17 protein-coding genes are annotated in these 14,946 nt (G+C 64.2%); 12 read left to right on the top strand and 5 right to left on the bottom strand.

The annotated features are described in order from the left end of the window. The first annotated feature begins 19 nt into the window (after positions 1-19). Genes JX552_RS26190 through JX552_RS26155 form a run of 8 tightly spaced genes read left to right on the top strand, consistent with a single transcriptional unit; the run spans position 20 to position 9,374 of the window. Positions 20-826 carry an MlaE family ABC transporter permease gene (locus JX552_RS26190; protein ID WP_055580562.1) on the top strand — a complete coding sequence of 269 codons (807 nt, stop codon included), beginning with the start codon at positions 20-22 and terminating at the stop codon, positions 824-826. Between the two features lie 33 nt (positions 827-859). After that, positions 860-1,705: an ABC transporter permease gene (locus tag JX552_RS26185; RefSeq protein WP_205874702.1), complete on the top strand. Its 846-nt coding sequence runs from the start codon at positions 860-862 to the stop codon at positions 1,703-1,705. A gap of 18 nt (positions 1,706-1,723) precedes the next feature. Further along, entirely contained in the window at positions 1,724-2,983 is a 1,260-nt protein-coding gene (locus JX552_RS26180) for an MCE family protein (RefSeq protein ID WP_205874701.1), read from the top strand. Beyond that, a complete protein-coding gene (locus JX552_RS26175) occupies positions 2,980-4,011 on the top strand; it encodes an MCE family protein (RefSeq protein ID WP_205874700.1) in 1,032 nt (343 codons plus the stop codon). The genes JX552_RS26180 and JX552_RS26175 overlap by 4 nt, the downstream gene beginning before the upstream one ends. Beyond that, positions 4,004-5,086 (top strand): MCE family protein, encoded by a 1,083-nt coding sequence (locus tag JX552_RS26170; protein ID WP_205874699.1) that lies wholly within the window; start codon positions 4,004-4,006, stop codon positions 5,084-5,086. The genes JX552_RS26175 and JX552_RS26170 overlap by 8 nt, the downstream gene beginning before the upstream one ends. Next, positions 5,083-6,492: an MCE family protein gene (locus JX552_RS26165; RefSeq protein WP_205874698.1), complete on the top strand. Its 1,410-nt coding sequence runs from the start codon at positions 5,083-5,085 to the stop codon at positions 6,490-6,492. Before JX552_RS26170 ends, JX552_RS26165 begins: the two co-directional genes overlap by 4 nt. Then, complete coding sequence (locus tag JX552_RS26160) at positions 6,489-7,745, top strand: MCE family protein (protein WP_241010735.1); 1,257 nt, start codon at positions 6,489-6,491, stop codon at positions 7,743-7,745. Before JX552_RS26165 ends, JX552_RS26160 begins: the two co-directional genes overlap by 4 nt. Further along, positions 7,746-9,374: an MCE family protein gene (locus tag JX552_RS26155; RefSeq protein WP_205874697.1), complete on the top strand. Its 1,629-nt coding sequence runs from the start codon at positions 7,746-7,748 to the stop codon at positions 9,372-9,374. Positions 9,375-9,385: 11 nt separating this feature from the next. Here JX552_RS26155 and JX552_RS26150 read toward each other — a convergent pair whose 3' ends face one another. From JX552_RS26150 to JX552_RS26140, 3 genes are read right to left on the bottom strand one after another with little or no spacing between them, the layout of a single operon-like run. Then, on the bottom strand, positions 9,386-9,928 hold the full coding sequence (locus JX552_RS26150; protein WP_241010734.1) for an Rv2253/PknI dimerization domain-containing protein: 543 nt from the start codon (positions 9,926-9,928) through the stop codon (positions 9,386-9,388). 51 nt (positions 9,929-9,979) lie between these two features. Next, positions 9,980-10,504 (bottom strand): twin-arginine translocation pathway signal, encoded by a 525-nt coding sequence (locus JX552_RS26145; RefSeq protein ID WP_205874696.1) that lies wholly within the window; start codon positions 10,502-10,504, stop codon positions 9,980-9,982. Continuing rightward, a complete protein-coding gene (locus JX552_RS26140) occupies positions 10,501-11,199 on the bottom strand; it encodes a hypothetical protein (protein ID WP_205874695.1) in 699 nt (232 codons plus the stop codon). Before JX552_RS26140 ends, JX552_RS26145 begins: the two co-directional genes overlap by 4 nt. 172 nt (positions 11,200-11,371) lie before the next feature. Between JX552_RS26140 and JX552_RS26135 the strand changes: the two genes are divergently transcribed. Then, a complete protein-coding gene (locus JX552_RS26135; protein ID WP_205874694.1) occupies positions 11,372-11,779 on the top strand; it encodes a hypothetical protein in 408 nt (135 codons plus the stop codon). A 7-nt stretch (positions 11,780-11,786) separates the two neighbouring features. Here the strand turns inward: JX552_RS26135 and JX552_RS26130 are convergent, their stop codons facing one another. Together JX552_RS26130 and JX552_RS26125 are read right to left on the bottom strand one after the other, a co-directional pair. After that, positions 11,787-12,071 (bottom strand): Mtp family mycobacterial-type pilin, encoded by a 285-nt coding sequence (locus tag JX552_RS26130; protein ID WP_431195894.1) that lies wholly within the window; start codon positions 12,069-12,071, stop codon positions 11,787-11,789. A gap of 58 nt (positions 12,072-12,129) precedes the next feature. Next, on the bottom strand, positions 12,130-12,642 hold the full coding sequence (locus tag JX552_RS26125) for a TetR/AcrR family transcriptional regulator (protein WP_241011215.1): 513 nt from the start codon (positions 12,640-12,642) through the stop codon (positions 12,130-12,132). 175 nt (positions 12,643-12,817) lie between these two features. Here JX552_RS26125 and JX552_RS26120 point away from each other — a divergent pair, with 175 nt between their 5' ends. Genes JX552_RS26120 through JX552_RS26110 form a run of 3 tightly spaced genes read left to right on the top strand, consistent with a single transcriptional unit; the run spans position 12,818 to position 14,945 of the window. After that, the gene (locus JX552_RS26120) at positions 12,818-13,597 is read left to right on the top strand and encodes a hypothetical protein (RefSeq protein WP_205874692.1); all 780 of its coding nucleotides are present in this window, start codon (positions 12,818-12,820) and stop codon (positions 13,595-13,597) included. Further along, entirely contained in the window at positions 13,594-14,349 is a 756-nt protein-coding gene (locus JX552_RS26115) for a hypothetical protein (RefSeq protein WP_205874691.1), read from the top strand. The genes JX552_RS26120 and JX552_RS26115 overlap by 4 nt, the downstream gene beginning before the upstream one ends. Continuing rightward, positions 14,346-14,945 carry a cytochrome c oxidase subunit 3 gene (locus tag JX552_RS26110; protein ID WP_205874690.1) on the top strand — a complete coding sequence of 200 codons (600 nt, stop codon included), beginning with the start codon at positions 14,346-14,348 and terminating at the stop codon, positions 14,943-14,945. Before JX552_RS26115 ends, JX552_RS26110 begins: the two co-directional genes overlap by 4 nt. Position 14,946 lies beyond the last annotated feature (1 nt).

Below are 14,946 nucleotides of genomic sequence, written 5' to 3'. Positions count from 1 at the left end.
CGGAAAGGATCTCAGAGCCATGGCCAGTAAGGGAGCGGAGCGCTGGACCCCGGGCATCGTGCTGGGTCGTGGTTCCAAACCCATGGAAGCCGTGGGAGCGCTGTTCGCGATGTCGGCCGATGCCATCAAGTTCGCGTTCCGCCGGCCCGTCCAGTGGCGTGAGTTCCTGGAGCAGTCGTGGTTCGTCGCCCGCGTCGCGCTCGCGCCAACGTTGTTGGTGGCCATCCCGTTCACCGTTTTGGTTAGCTTCACGCTGAACATCCTGTTGCGGGAACTCGGCGCCGCGGACCTCTCTGGTGCAGGTGCCGCGTTCGGTGCGGTCACGCAGGTCGGACCTCTAGTGACGGTGCTGATCGTGGCCGGTGCCGGGGCCACGGCAATGTGCGCCGACCTGGGATCGCGAACGATCCGCGAAGAGATCGACGCGATGGAGGTCTTGGGCATCAACCCGATTCAGCGGTTGGTGACGCCTCGCATGCTGGCTTCCGGACTGGTGGCGCTGCTGCTCAACAGCCTGGTCGTGATCATCGGGATTCTCGGCGGCTACATCTTTTCGGTGTTCGTCCAGGACGTGAACCCCGGTGCGTTCGCCGCGGGTATCACCTTATTGACCGGCGTGCCCGAGGTGATCATTTCCTGTGTCAAGGCAGCGCTTTTCGGCCTGATCGCCGGGCTGGTGGCCTGTTACCGGGGGTTGACGATCACCGGCGGCGGGGCGAAGGCGGTCGGCAACGCCGTCAACGAGACGGTCGTGTACGCGTTCATGTCGCTGTTCGTGGTCAATGTGGTTGTGACCGCAATCGGCATCCGGATGTCGGCGAAGTAGGTATTCATGAGAACGGAGGTGTAAGCACTCATCGTGGCGCTGAGAGCCGTCTATCCGCGTCTGACGCGGCAACTCCAGCGACCGGTCGGCAGTCTGGGCCGAATCGGCGATCACACGCTGTTCTACGGCAAGGCGCTTGGCGGGATCCCCTTCGCGGTGACCCGATACGGGCGCGAGATCATTCGTCTGATCGCTGAAATAAGCATGGGTGCGGGCACGTTGGCGATGATCGGCGGCACGCTGGTGATCGTCGGCTTCCTCACCCTGGCCGCCGGCGGCACGCTGGCGGTCCAGGGGTACAGCTCGCTGGGCAACATCGGCATCGAGGCTCTGACCGGGTTCCTCGCGGCGTTCATCAACGTCCGCATCGCGGCGCCGATTGTGGCGGGTATCGGCTTGGCGGCCACCTTCGGCGCCGGAGTGACGGCCCAGCTGGGCGCCATGCGCATCAACGAGGAGATCGACGCGCTGGAATCAATGGCGATCCGGCCGGTTTCGTATCTGGTCAGCACCCGCATCGTCGCCGGGATGCTGGCCATCACGCCGCTGTACAGCATCGCGGTCAGCCTGTCGTTTCTGGCCAGCCAGTTCACCACGGTGATCCTGTTCGGCCAGTCGGGCGGCTTATATCAGCACTACTTCACGACCTTCCTCAACCCTATCGACTTGTTGTGGTCGTTCCTGCAGGCCGTGTTGATGGCGATCACCATTCTCCTGATCCACACGTACTACGGCTTTTTCGCGTCGGGCGGGCCAGCTGGTGTCGGCGTCGCCACCGGCAACGCGGTGCGGACCTCGCTGATCGTGGTGGTCTCGGTGACCTTGCTGATCTCGCTGTCCATCTACGGTTCCAACGGCAACTTCAACCTGTCGGGCTAGGGGAGGTGAAAGCGTTCAGTGACATCACATGTGCCGGCGGGCCGGCATAGCCCCAGCACCAGAGGACGATCGCACCACCACGGTCGGCCCAAGCCGCGCCCTTACGTGCGCCCGCTGATGGGCCTGGCCACCGTCGTCGTCATTCTCGCGATCGTCGCCGTCTCCATCGGGTTGTTCAACAGTGAGTTCACCGAGAGCGTGCCCGTGACCGTGGTGTCGCCGCGCGCCGGCCTGGTGATGAACCCGGAAGCCAAAGTGAAGATGCGCGGGGTCATGGTGGGCAAGGTCGAGTCCATCGAGGAACGCCCGAACGGTCAGGCGGTTTTGCACCTGGCGATGCAGCCGTCGGCAATGCGTCTCATTCCGCGCAACGTTCTCGTCGACATCGCCTCCACGACGGTCTTCGGCGCCAAGTTCGTCGAGCTGGTACCGCCCGACCAGCCTTCGCAGCAGAGCCTGCAACCGCATCAGGTACTCGAAGGCAAGGGCGTGACCGTCGAGGTGAACACGGTCTTCCAACAGCTCACCAACCTGCTGTCCAACATCGATCCCGCCAAGCTTAACGAAACGCTCGGCGCGATCGCCTCGGCGATGAACGGCCGCGGGCACAAGATCGGGCAGGCGCTGTCCGACCTCGATGCCTTTCTGGCCAAGCAGGATCCGGCGCTGCCCGCGCTGAACCATGACCTCTCGGTGCTGCCCGTGGTGAGCAACGCCTACGCCGACGCGGCGCCGGACCTGATCGGCTCCGCCGAGAACGCGATCAGGATCAGCAAGTCGGTCGTTGAAGAGCAACAGAACCTGGACGCGTTCCTGATCAGCTCGATCGGTTTGGCCGACATCGGCAATGAGGTGATCGGCGGGAACCGGCAGGCGCTGACCGATGTGCTGCACCTGCTGTTGCCGACGACCAACCTCACCAACGAGTATCACCAGGCGCTGTGGTGCGGTCTGGCCGGTTCTCTGGTGAATCTCCATTCGCCGAACCTGCCCGAACCGATGATCAAGGTGTTGGTCTACATCGGATTCGGCGCCGAGCGTTACCGCTATCCGAGCAACCTGCCCAAGGTGGCTGCAACCGGAGGGCCGCAGTGTCAGACGCTTCCGGTGGTGCCCTTCGACGTCGCGCCGCCGTTCGTGGTGGCTGACGTGGGCGCCAACCCGATGGAGTACGGGAACCAGCAGCTGTTGCTGAACTCCGACGCCCTCAAGCAACTGCTGTACGGGCCGATCGACGGACCGCCGCGCAACACGATGCAAATTGGACAACCCGGATGAGCAACTCACGCGGGATGATCATCAAGTTCGGCGCCTTCGCGCTGGTCATGGTGCTGCTGACGATTTCGCTGTTCTTCATCTTCGGCCAGTACCAAACCGGTTCCACCACGGAGTATTCCGCGCTCTTCACCGATGTGTCGCGCCTGAAAGAGGGGCAGACCGTGCGGGTGGCCGGTGTCCGGGTGGGTACGGTGAACAGCGTCGAATTGCGAGCGGACAAAAAGGTTCTGGTGAAGTTCGACGCCAACCACGACGTGGTGCTCACCGGCGGCACCCGCGCCGTCATCCGCTACCTCAACCTCGTCGGCGACCGCTACCTCGAACTGCTCGACGGCCCGGGCAACACCAAGCCACTGCCGGGCGGTTCGGAGATCCCGATCGACCGCACCGCACCGGCCCTGGACCTCGACCTGCTGCTGGGCGGGTTGAAGCCGGTCACCAAGGGCCTCAAGGCCGAAGACGTCAACGCGCTGAGCGCGTCGCTGATCGAGGTGTTCCAGGGCGAGGGCGGTACCCTCCAGTCGTTGTTGTCCAAGACGTCGTCGTTCTCGAACACGTTGGCCGACAACCGCGAAACGGTGCAGGCCCTGATCGACAACCTCAACACCGTGGTCGGCACCGTCGACGCGGAAGGCACCAAGTTCTCCGGCGCGATCGACCGGCTGGAGCGCCTGATCAGCGGCCTGTCTTCGGACCGTGACACGATCGGCACCGCAATCACCGCGCTGGACAACGGGACAGCGTCGATCGCGGATCTGCTTACCCGCGCCCGCCCGCCGTTGTCCGGCACGATCGATCAGCTCAACCGGCTGGCACCGTTGCTGGACAACGACAAGAACCTCCTCGACATTTCGCTCAAGAAGCTGCCGAACAACTACCGCAAGCTGACCAGGCTGGGCGCCTACGGCGCGTGGTTCCCCTACTACCTGTGTGGACTTGCGCTGCGGGTCTCCGATCTGCAGTACCGAACGGTCGAGGTGGGCGTCACCCACCAGGTCACCGGAAGGTGTGCGGAACCCGATGCTTAAGTACCGCGGAGCGCGCCTCATTCGCGCCGGATTCATCGGCGTCGTGTTGATAGTGCTGGTCATTGCCGTCGGGCTGTCACCCGACCAATTGCTGCAGCGCGCCACCACCGTCCGCTACCAGGCGGTGTTCGCCGATGCCGGAGGCCTGGTGACCGGCAATGACGTGACGGTCTCGGGGATCAAGGTCGGCAGCGTGTCGGGCATGTCGCTGCAGGGCGGGGACGTGCTGGTGACGTTCACCGTCAAAGGGGCGGTGCAACTCGGGTCGGCCAGCACCGCGCACATCCGCACCGGGTCGCTACTGGGCCAGCGGGTGTTGACCGTCGAGTCGACCGGCAGCGGTAACATGCGTCCGATGGCGGTCATCCCGCTGTCGCGAACCTCCTCGCCCTACTCGCTGTCCGAGGCCGTCGGTGATTTGGCGACCGACATCGCCGGGACCAACACCAACACCCTCAACCAGTCCCTGGACACGCTATCGAACACGCTGAATCAGATTGCGCCGCAACTGGGTCCGACGTTCGACGGGGTGACCCGGCTTTCGTCGACCCTCAACGAACGCAATCAGACCCTGAGTCAGTTGCTCAAGGGCGCAGCCGATGTCACGCACATCCTCTCGGAGCGCAGTAACCAGCTGAACACCCTGATCCTCAACGCCGACGACTTGCTCTCGACGCTGGTGGAGCGGAGGCAGGCGATCGTGCGACTGCTCGCCAGCACCTCCGCGGTGGCCAAGCAGCTCTCCGGGCTGGTGCACGACAACGAGGCAAAGCTGGCGCCGACGCTGACCAAGCTGAACTCCGTGACCGCGATGCTGGAAGACAACCGCGACAACCTCGCCAAAGCGATCCCGGGTTTGGCCAAATTCGAGTTGACTCAGGGTGAGACCGTGTCCAGCGGCTTCTACTACAACCCGTTCATCCCGAACATCTTCACGCTGCAGTTCTTCCAGTGGTTGTTCGACTACGCCTTCGGCTTCCGTGCTTACGGTGCCCCGGGCCAACCGCCGGACAACGCCGGCCCGCGGGCCTTGCTGCCGTTCCCGTTCAACCAGAACCCGGGAGGGTCGCGATGATGCGGCGCAAGGGTTTCAAGCTGGCCCTGGCTGTCCTGCTGGCGGTGCTGCTCGTGGTCGGCGCGGGGGTCGCCATCCGCAACACGTTCTTCCGGCCCACCACGATCATCGCCTACTTCCACACTGCCACCGCCATCTATCCCGGTGACGATGTGCGCGTCTCTGGTCTGAAGGTCGGCACCATCGAATCGATCAAGCCGGCCGGAACTCAGGCCAAGATGGTGATGCACGTCGACCACGGCATCTCCATTCCGGCAGATGCGAAAGCCGTTATCGTCGCGCAAAATTTGGTGGCGGCACGTTATGTCCAGCTCACGCCCGCCTACCGCTCCACCGGCGCCGTCATGGCCGACGGCGCTGTGATACCCGTCAACCGGACGGCGACACCGGTGGAGTGGGACGAGATCAAGGACCAATTGATGCGGTTGGCAACCGATTTCGGCCCCAACAGCAAGGTGTCGACGCCGTCGGTGGCGCGGTTCATCGACGCCGCCGCCAACGCACTCGGCGGCAACGGCGACAAGCTGCGCCAGACGTTGGGCCAATTGTCTGCGCTGGGACGGATTTTCGCCAACGGCAGCGGCAACCTCGTCGACATCATCAAGAATCTGCAGACATTCGTCGGCGCCCTGCGCGACAGTAATGTCCAGCTCGTCCAGTTCAACGACCGACTGGCCAGCCTCACCAGCGTGCTCGACGACAACAAGTCCACCCTGGACGCGGCGCTGACGGACCTTTCGAGTGCGGTCGGAGAAGTGCAGCGGTTTATTGCGGGCAGCCGCGACCAGACCGCGGAGCAGATCACCCGGTTGGCCGACCTCACCCAGATTCTCGTCGACAACAAGATGGCACTGCAGAACGTGCTGCACGTGGCGCCGAACGCACTTGCCAACGCCTACAACGACTATGACCCCGACGTTGGCAACGTACGCGGCGGCGTCGGCCTACAGAATCTCAGCAATCCGACGAACGCCTTCTGCTCGCAGATCGGCGCGCTGGAGAACGTCACCTCGGTCGAGACCGGCAAGCTGTGCGGCCTGTACCTCAGTCCCGCACTGAAGGTGTTCAACCCGCTGACCTTTTTCAACTTCAACTACTTCCCGATTCCGGTGAACCCCTTCCTGGCACCGGCATTCGATCCGAAGAACGTCGTCTACACCGAGCAACGACTGGCCCCGGGCGGCGAAGGGCCGAAGCCGACCGCGCCCGAGTTGCCGCCCGCTGTATCGGCGTACACCGGGTTGCCAGGCGACGTTCCCGAAGCACCGCCTCCGCCGGGACCGCCGGCGCGGATACCGGGAGCCGCGATGCCCGAGCCGCCGCCGCCGAGTGTGCCGCCGGCGCCGGCGCCGGCGCCGCAGAGCGTGCCGGAGCTGCTGCTGCCCGCCGAAAGGCCGCAACCATGACAGCCACGATGCGGCGCCTACGCCTGATACTGGGCATCGGTCTGTGCGTCATGCTCACCTCGACCGGCTGCGCGTTCAGCGGCCTGAACTCCCTGCCACTGCCGGGGGCGGTAGGGCGCGGCCCCGGCTCGACCAGCTATCACGTCGAAATCGCCAATGTCGGAACGCTGGAAGCCAATTCGCCGGTGATGATCAACGATGTCATCGTCGGCAGCATCCGGAGATTATCCGTGCGGGGCTGGCACGCCGATGTCGAGGTATCCGTGCGGCCTCATGTGGTGATTCCGGCCAACGCGGTGGCCAGCGTCGGCCAGACCAGTTTGCTGGGATCGATGCACCTGCAACTGAATACGCCGCTGGGCCAGGCCCCGACCGGCCGCCTGCAACCGGGCGCCACCATCCCGCTCAACCGGTCGTCGACGTATCCGTCGACCGAGCAGACGCTGTCCTCGCTGTCGGTAGTCCTCAACGCCGGCGGGCTAGGCCAGATCGGGGACATCATCAACAACTTCAACGCCGCCCTGTCCGGCCGCGCGGGCGACGTTCGCGATCTGCTGCACCGTCTGGACCGGTTCGTCGGCACCTTTGACGCTCAGCGCGACAACATCGTCGCGTCGGTCCAGGCGCTGAACCGGCTTTCCGGCACACTGGCCGGACAGCGCGACGTGATCACCCAGGCGCTGAACAAGATTCCGCCGGCGCTCGACGTGCTCAACAGAGAGCGTCCCCGCCTCACCACCGCGCTTAACAAGCTCGGAACGTTCAGCAACACGGCAACCCGACTGGTCAATGACGCGGGCGACGACCTGGTGAACAACCTCAAGAACCTCGAGCCCACGATCAGCGCGCTGGCCGACGTGGGGCCAGATCTCGATGCGGCCCTTGCCTACGCGCCGACGTTCCCGTTCACCCAGGGCTTCATCGACCGCTACGTCCGGGGCGACTATGTCAACGGGTACTTCATCATCGACCTGACCAACGCGGCGTTGCGCAGGAGCATCCTGCGCGGCACCCACTGGGAACGGCTGGGGGCCGAGAGCGTCCCGGCGGCCGGCGAACCCGAGTACCTGCAGTTCCGGTACGGTGCGCCCGGTGCTCCCGGCTCGTACCTTCCCGGTCCGCCGCCGGCGGCTCCTGGACCGCCCCAGGCCGCGCCCGGACCGCCGCCCTCGACGGCGCCGGCGACCGATCAGAGCGCAACGCTGCCAAACGGGTTGCCGCCCGCTGTCGCGCCGGCGGGGGGGAGTGGTTAGATGCTGACCCGCTTCATCCGAATCCAGTTGGCGATCTTCGCGATTGTGGGCGTCATCGGCCTGTTCGTGATGGTCATCTACTATGTGCAGGCGCCGACGCTGCTCGGGATCGGCAAGATGACGGTCACGCTGGAACTGCGTGAGACCGGAAACCTCTACCGCTTCAGCAATGTCACGTATCGCGGCATACAGATCGGCAAGGTCACCGGCGTGGAGCTGACCCCTCGCGGCGCGAAAGCCACGATGCGGCTGGACACTTCGCCGAAGATCCCGGCGGATCTGGATGCGGAGGTGCGCAGCATCTCGGCGGTGGGCGAGCAGTACGTCGACCTACGGCCACGAACCGACTCGGGCCCCTTTCTGCACGACGGCTCGGTGATCGCGGCGAAGGACACCAAGATTCCGCAGCCGATCGGTCCTGTACTTGATCAGACCAGCGCGCTGCTCAACAGCATCCCGCAGGGCAAGCTGACGCAGCTGCTCGACGAGTCGTTCAAGGCATTCAACGGCGCCAGTTACGATTTCGGCTCGCTGTTCGACTCCTCAGCACAAATCTCCGGTGACCTCAATGGGGTCTCCGACCGGGCGCGCAGCCTGACCGAGGATACCGGGCCGCTGCTGGACAGTCAGGCGCAGACGGCCGGCTCGATCCGCCGGTGGGCCCACAGCCTGGCCGGATTCACCGGCCAACTGGCGACCAACGATCCGCAGGTGCGCACGCTGCTGGAAGACGGGCCGGAAGCGCTCAACGAGGCCTCCCGGTTGCTGGACCAGATCAAGCCGACGCTGCCGGTGCTGCTGGCCAACCTCACCACCATCGGCCAGATCGGCGTGACCTATCACGCATCCCTTGAGCAGGTGCTGGTGATACTGCCGCCGTTCACCGCCGCCATTCAGTCGTTTCTGGGCACCAAGAGCCCGACCGGATTGGCCACGGGCGCGTTCAATCTCATCCTCAGCGACCCGCCCGCGTGTACGGTCGGCTTCCTGCCACCGAGCCAATGGCGATCACCGGCCGACACCACCACCATCGACACGCCTGACGGGTTGTACTGCAAGCTCCCGCAGGACTCACCGATCGGGGTGCGCGGTGCCCGCAACTATCCCTGCATGGGACATCCCGGAAAGCGGGCGCCCACGGTCGAAATCTGCGATAGCGACAAGCCGTTCATGCCACTGGCCATGAGACAGCACGCATTCGGCACCTACCCGTTGGACCCGAACCTGCTCGCGCAGGGCATCCCGCCCGACGACCGGGTCAACCAGAACCGCGAACGGATCTTCGGGCCGGTCGACGGAACACCGCTGCCGCCTGGGGTGGTGCCGCCTCCCGCGGGAGCATCGGTGGCGCCCGGAATCACCCCGCAGGCGCCGATGGGCCAGGTGACTTCCATTGCACCGCTGGACCAGGCTGAAAACCCGGCCCCGGCCGCGGCAACGCCCGGCGCATCCCCCTCCGCGGCTCCGAGTGCGTTCGGGCGCAACGAATCCCCGGGTCCCTCGGTGGCGTTCGCTCAATACAATCCGGAGAACGGCAGCTACGTGGCTCCCGATGGGCAGGTCTACCGTCAGACGGATCTCGTCGCTTCCAAGGCGCCGAAGACGTGGAAGGACATGTTCGCCATCTGATGTGGGTGGCTTCAGCCGATCCTATCCAGCCGGAACGGTTGCTCGATGTACAGCGGGGCGTTCGTGCCGCAGGCACCGCTGGCGCCGGCGATATGCTCCCGTCCGGCCAGAACCGCTGAACCAAGCACGTTTTCACCGGTTTCCGGGTTAGCGGGATAGAAATAAAACACCTCGTGGCCGGTGAACGTGGTGCCGTCGTCGCAGGTCTCCCAGTTCGGGACGTCGCGCTTGACGTACCAGTTGAGCCCGTCGTGCATGGTCATCGGGGCCGTCCAGCCCTGGTCGCTCACCACTTGGCCGCTGCAGTCCTGCGCGGTCGAACACGACGAGCTGATCGTCCAGGTGCTCTGCACCACTGCTTCGTCGTGATACACGGTTCGGGTCCGCGCATAGTCGCCGATCAGGGTGGCGGTAAATCTGCCGTTGATGGCCGGGTTGTAGGCCGCGGCCGGCGGGGCCGTATGGAGCATGACCGCCACGCCGCCCACCGCGAGGGTGGCGCTGACCGTCGCACTTACTGAACGCATCACCCGCTGCTCCTCGACGCGCCGCATTCGGAGAAATTCACCTGCGGTCGAACGTTCACAGCGAATGCAGATATGAGCTCACATGCTCTCGAATTTCTCAATAAGCCATGAACTGTTGACCTTTTTCAACGTTACCCGAAGGCTGCTCGATGTCACCACCGGATCCGGTTTTTCCTTGCTTGCCGTCTTTTGTTTTACGAAAACCAGTACGACGGCCGAATTCGGATTCAGCTCGGCGACCGCGGCCCTGATCACGGTGGCGGTGGTGGTGACTTGCGCACGCTGGGTCGACGGTCCCACGATCTGGTCGGCGAACTGCTGGTAATAGCGCAGATAATTCTCGGTGATCCTGGATTTGGCGTTGTCCATATCGCGCCCGAGCGTGGCGGGCGAATAGGACAGCAACGCCACGGTGCCTTCGCTGGCGGCCTTGACGACCTCGCGGGTGACCGCGCGGTCGGTGTCCATGTCCGATCGGTACACGAAGAAGAAATAGCCGGCGCTGAAACCGGTGGTGCCGACAACCAGAAGCGTCAACACGATAGCCCGCCACCGCGACAGACAGCGATGCAGCCAGCGCCGTTCGGTGCGCGCATCCGTCACGGGACGAACTCGATCTTGGAGATTTTGAGCTGGCTGCCCTCGCGCTCCACGTCGACGACCACTCGCCAGGTGCGCATCTCCGGCTTCGGCTGGTCGGTCTTGCTGATCTCCGACTTCGCCGCTACCAGTACGACTGCCGAATCCTCCGTCATCGACTGCACGCCGACCGCTTGCACCGCGGCTTTCGCGACGACTTTGGACTGTTCCAAAGCGCGGACCATATCCTCGGCGCCCATCAATACGCCGGCCTTGAATTGGCCGGTTGTCTGGTCGGCGAAACGTTGCATGTCCGCTCTCGCCTTGGTCGGGTCGATCGACATCATCAGCACGACGGCGTTGCGGGCGGCGGTGGCGAATTCCGTGGAACGTTGGGTTTGCTGCACTACTTGGTGGTGGTGCCACACCAAATAGCCGCTGCCGGCCGACGCCGCACTCGAGATCAGAATCGCGGCCGCGGCGATGAGGGTCTTTCGGCCGGGCCGGCGTGGTCGCCATCGGCGTAACCGGGACGGGCCCGTTTCGGCGTCGTCGGTCTCTGGGGGAGACGATGCCTCCTCGGCTTGCCGGCGCAGTTCGCGCGCACGGGTACGGGCGGCCTCGGCGCGAGCCTCCACCTGGGCGAGGTCGTCTGACTCGAGGTCATCCACGCCGGCCTCCGACGCGGATGCTTCAGCCGACGTTTCGCGTGGCGGCATGAATCACCTCCTCACCCCGCACGAGAGAGTCACATTATCACCGACCGGCGTTGGCGCTCCCGCGCATCGGTTCGAGGTGCCAGGCGCCCTCCGCGCCCTCTCCGAATGAGAGAATTTTCTTACCATCTATCGCCAACGTAATGAATTTTCTTTCCAGCTGTGGCAAATTAAGATGGTGCGATTCATTGTGGCAGCGGTTGCCGCAGTGCTCGGCGCAGGTATGGTGGCGCCGCCGCGGGCCGCGGCAGATCCGGTTGGGTGCGATTACCCGGACTGCACGCCAGGGATCGCCGGACACCAGGTGCTCGGAGCGCCCTGCGACAACACCACTTACTACGTCTTCGGCACCGCCGACTACTACGTGTCCTTCGCGACCGAGCCCGGACGGTTGATGTTCTGCGGTTCACCCAGGCGGTATGAGCCACGCTGGTTCCGGTCGCCGCCGATGGTCGGCGTCAAGAATGAGAACTCCTCGTGCAGCGAGTACCCGGAGTACTACGTCGCGCAGGCGCCGGACGGTTTGTTCCTGGTCTGCGATTCCCATGACGGCAAGAAGGTCTGGGAGCGCGGCGACACCTGAGCAGACGTCACGGCCGGTTGTTGGGAATCTCGGGCCAATCCTGAAAGGGGCTGGGGCCGAAGTAATCACGATTGTGGATCGTGCCGTCCATGTCCCGGTGGTGCGCGTCGTGGCACGTGGTCGGGTCGAACTGCGGCCCCCAGTTGGCGCTGAAGGGCTGGCCCGGGCACCAGTGGTATCCCACCCACGGCCAGGGAACGTCGTCGTCAGCGAGGGCCGTGGCCGTGCCGGCCAGCCCGAAGCCGGTCGTGACCATGATCGCCACGGCGGTGAGGCGCCTGACACTGTCCATATGAGAACGGTATCCGAGTGGCACGCTCGTGAAAACGGAACGGCGGGAATAAGTTTTGTCAATCCCCGTCGAAGAGTCGGCGGGTGATCCGCAGCAACTGGGCGCGCAGCGTGTCGTCGTCGATGTCGGCTACGAGTGGGTGCAGCACGCCGACCGCGATCGCACCCGACAACATCGCCGCCGACACCCGCGCGTCCTCGGCGGCGTCGTCGACCAGTACTCCGTAGAGGCGCTGGATGAAGCGCTGGAACGGTTGGTGATCGGCCAGCAGGCGGACGATGACGGGGTCGAACTGCAAAGTGCTTGCCGCGCCGCGTCGTTGCACGGCGACATCGATCACCCGTTTGAGGAGGACGTCGCGGGCCTCGGTCCGGTGGCCGTATGCTTCCGCAGCTTCCAAGGCTTCCTCGAGACCGCCCAATTCCCGCTCGGTGAGTGCGATGACGATCTGTTCCTTCGTTCGGTATTGGTGATAGACAGCCGCTTTCGTCACCCCGATGGCATCGGCGATCATCTGCAGGGATGTTCCGCCGACGCCGTGCTCGCCGATCAGCTTCAGTGCCGCATCCAAGACGCGCGTCTGCGCGGCGCTGTGCGTGATGAACCGGAACCGGCTCTGGGGCGTCGCCTCGACCACACCAGGCAGCGTAGCCGATCGGCTATTGACCCGGAATAGCCGATCGGCTAGCTTCGGTGTGTCGGGCCGACCTTGACCGCACGATGCCGTGCGTCGGAAGGATTCACTAATGACAGACATCGGCACGACTCATGATCCGGCACCGCAGCGAGTCGGGTTGCGCCGTACCGATGGTGAGTTGATCCTGCTCTGGACACTGCCCGTCACCGTCGTCATTTGGATCGCCGCCTTCGTCCTGTTCCCAGGGTTCAACCCGCCGATGTCACCCACCATGTCGGCCGACCAGGTTGCCGCGTTCTACCGCGATCCGGCGCATCTGCCCGAAATCCGCTACAGCATGATCCTCTTCAACTGGTTCGGCGTGTGCCTCGTGCCCATTCTGGCGCTGATCGTGATGCAGATCCGGCGGATGGCGCATCGCACGCCGATCTTCTCCTACGCGATGTTGGGTTGCGTGGCCGGCGGTCCGACGTTGTTTCTCATCGCCAACGTCTGCTGGCTGCTGGCCGCGTTCCGCCCGGAACGGAGTCCGGAGCTGACGCAGTTGCTGAACGACTTCGCGTGGATCACCTTCACCATCCTGGTTCCGTTTCTGATCGGCCAGAGCGTGATCCTTTCTGTGGCAATCTATTTCGACAATCAGCCGCTACCGGTTTTCCGCCGGTGGGTCGCCCACTTCAACCTTCTCGTCGCTGCGGCGCTGGTGCCGGCTGCCTTTGCTGGTGTGTCCTTGTCCGGCCCGCTGGCGTGGGACGGTGTGTTGTCGTTCTGGGTTAAGAATGTCGCCATCGGCGTGTGGATCGTCGTGATGGGCGTGGCCCTGGGCCGGGCCGTGTATCGAGAGCGCGCTGAGAAACTCACGGCCGCCATGGAAGTGGTCGTTCCGTGAGTATCGTGTCGAGCTGGCGGCACAACCCCAAGCGTGAGCTGTGGCTGGCCTGGTGGACGCTCTTGGTCTTCTACAACCTCTTCTTTCCCGTGTTCTTCATCGTGGCTCAGGTGCAGCCCCCTCCGCAGCCCACCTGGGATTTGCCGACGCAGATGCATTGGTTTCACGAACGCCGCCTCGGGATACCGATCGGCTTCGGCCTCATCTTCGCCATCACCGGGATGACCGCGGTCAACAACGCCCTCATCGCGTACTCCATGCGACGGATGTCGGTCAGCCGCATCTTCGGATACTCCTATCTGATCATCTATTCGCTCAGCGCTGTTCCCGGTCTGTTGCTGCTCTGCATCGCGTTGATCGTCGGTACGCTACGGCCCGATCGCGATCCCAATGTGCTCGGTTGGCTCTATGACTTCGCGTTCCTGTCTTTCGACGGGACCATGGGCGTGTTTCTGATCGGCTCGCTGATCTGGATGGTGGCGATCCTGATCGACAGGAACCGGGTGTTCCCCAAGTGGTTCGGTTACCTCAACCTGTGCAATGCGCTCACCGAGGTCGTTGTGGCGCCCTGCTGGATCTTCGGGCGCGGCGTATTGGCCTGGAACGGTCAGATCGCCTGGTGGCTGGACATGGTCGTATTCGGGGTCTACCAAATCACGTTCATCGTCATGCTCAATCAGATGATCCGGCGCGAGGACTTCGGTACCGGTCCGCTGCCTGACCTGCCGCGCAAACGGGCCATTGCTTCATGAGTGAGCTGACCGGCAAAGGCAACCGTGCCCCGTTCGTGCCGGGACAGCCGGACATGTGGGCATTCGTCTTATTCGAAACATCGGTCTTCACCGCGTATTTCGGCTTCTACCTGTTCTATCGCGCCCGCAGCCCGGAGCTGTTCCTGCAATCTCAGGCGCACCTGGCCCTGCGCGTCGGCGTGCTCAACACGCTGGTGCTGCTGCTCAGTTCCTGGTCGGTGGCGCGATGCGTGCAGTCCGCCCGCGCCGGCGCCTATCGGGCGGCGCTTCGGGACGTGATCGTCACCGCGGCGCTCGCCGCGCTCTTCTTGCTGTTCAAGGTGTTCGAATGGGCCCGGTTGGTGCGGACAGGTCATGGCTTCGGCAGCAAGGAAGACAGCAACGACTTCTTCACGTACTACTTCTTCCTCACCGGCATCCACTTCGTGCACCTGCTGATCGGATTCGTCGCCCTCGGTGTCATCGGCTACCGGCTCCGTGGTGTCCGGCGCGGGACCGGGGAATCCCAGGTGATCATCGAAACGTCCGCGACCTACTGGCACACAGTCGATTTCCTGTGGGTATTGATCTTCGCGCTGCTGTACGTGGTGAGGTGAG

It is taken from the genome of Mycobacterium gordonae (assembly GCF_017086405.1).
Classification (GTDB): domain Bacteria; phylum Actinomycetota; class Actinomycetes; order Mycobacteriales; family Mycobacteriaceae; genus Mycobacterium; species Mycobacterium gordonae_D.
Note: the sequence above shows the minus strand (reverse complement) of the source record. Positions and strands in the feature narration are given on the sequence as shown.

What these genes read in the sequence shown, in the direction of transcription:
- JX552_RS26190 (WP_055580562.1), top strand. Translation starts at nt 20, where the DNA reads ATGGCCAGTAAGGGAGCGGAGCGCTGGACCCCGGGCATCGTGCTGGGT.
- JX552_RS26175 (WP_205874700.1), top strand. Translation starts at nt 2,980, where the DNA reads ATGAGCAACTCACGCGGGATGATCATCAAGTTCGGCGCCTTCGCGCTG.
- JX552_RS26170 (WP_205874699.1), top strand. Translation starts at nt 4,004, where the DNA reads ATGCTTAAGTACCGCGGAGCGCGCCTCATTCGCGCCGGATTCATCGGC.
- JX552_RS26165 (WP_205874698.1), top strand. Translation starts at nt 5,083, where the DNA reads ATGATGCGGCGCAAGGGTTTCAAGCTGGCCCTGGCTGTCCTGCTGGCG.
- JX552_RS26160 (WP_241010735.1), top strand. Translation starts at nt 6,489, where the DNA reads ATGACAGCCACGATGCGGCGCCTACGCCTGATACTGGGCATCGGTCTG.
- JX552_RS26155 (WP_205874697.1), top strand. Translation starts at nt 7,746, where the DNA reads ATGCTGACCCGCTTCATCCGAATCCAGTTGGCGATCTTCGCGATTGTG.
- JX552_RS26150 (WP_241010734.1), bottom strand. Translation starts at nt 9,928, where the DNA reads ATGCGGCGCGTCGAGGAGCAGCGGGTGATGCGTTCAGTAAGTGCGACG.
- JX552_RS26140 (WP_205874695.1), bottom strand. Translation starts at nt 11,199, where the DNA reads ATGCCGCCACGCGAAACGTCGGCTGAAGCATCCGCGTCGGAGGCCGGC.
- JX552_RS26135 (WP_205874694.1), top strand. Translation starts at nt 11,372, where the DNA reads ATGGTGCGATTCATTGTGGCAGCGGTTGCCGCAGTGCTCGGCGCAGGT.
- JX552_RS26130 (WP_431195894.1), bottom strand. Translation starts at nt 12,071, where the DNA reads ATGGACAGTGTCAGGCGCCTCACCGCCGTGGCGATCATGGTCACGACC.
- JX552_RS26120 (WP_205874692.1), top strand. Translation starts at nt 12,818, where the DNA reads ATGACAGACATCGGCACGACTCATGATCCGGCACCGCAGCGAGTCGGG.
- JX552_RS26110 (WP_205874690.1), top strand. Translation starts at nt 14,346, where the DNA reads ATGAGTGAGCTGACCGGCAAAGGCAACCGTGCCCCGTTCGTGCCGGGA.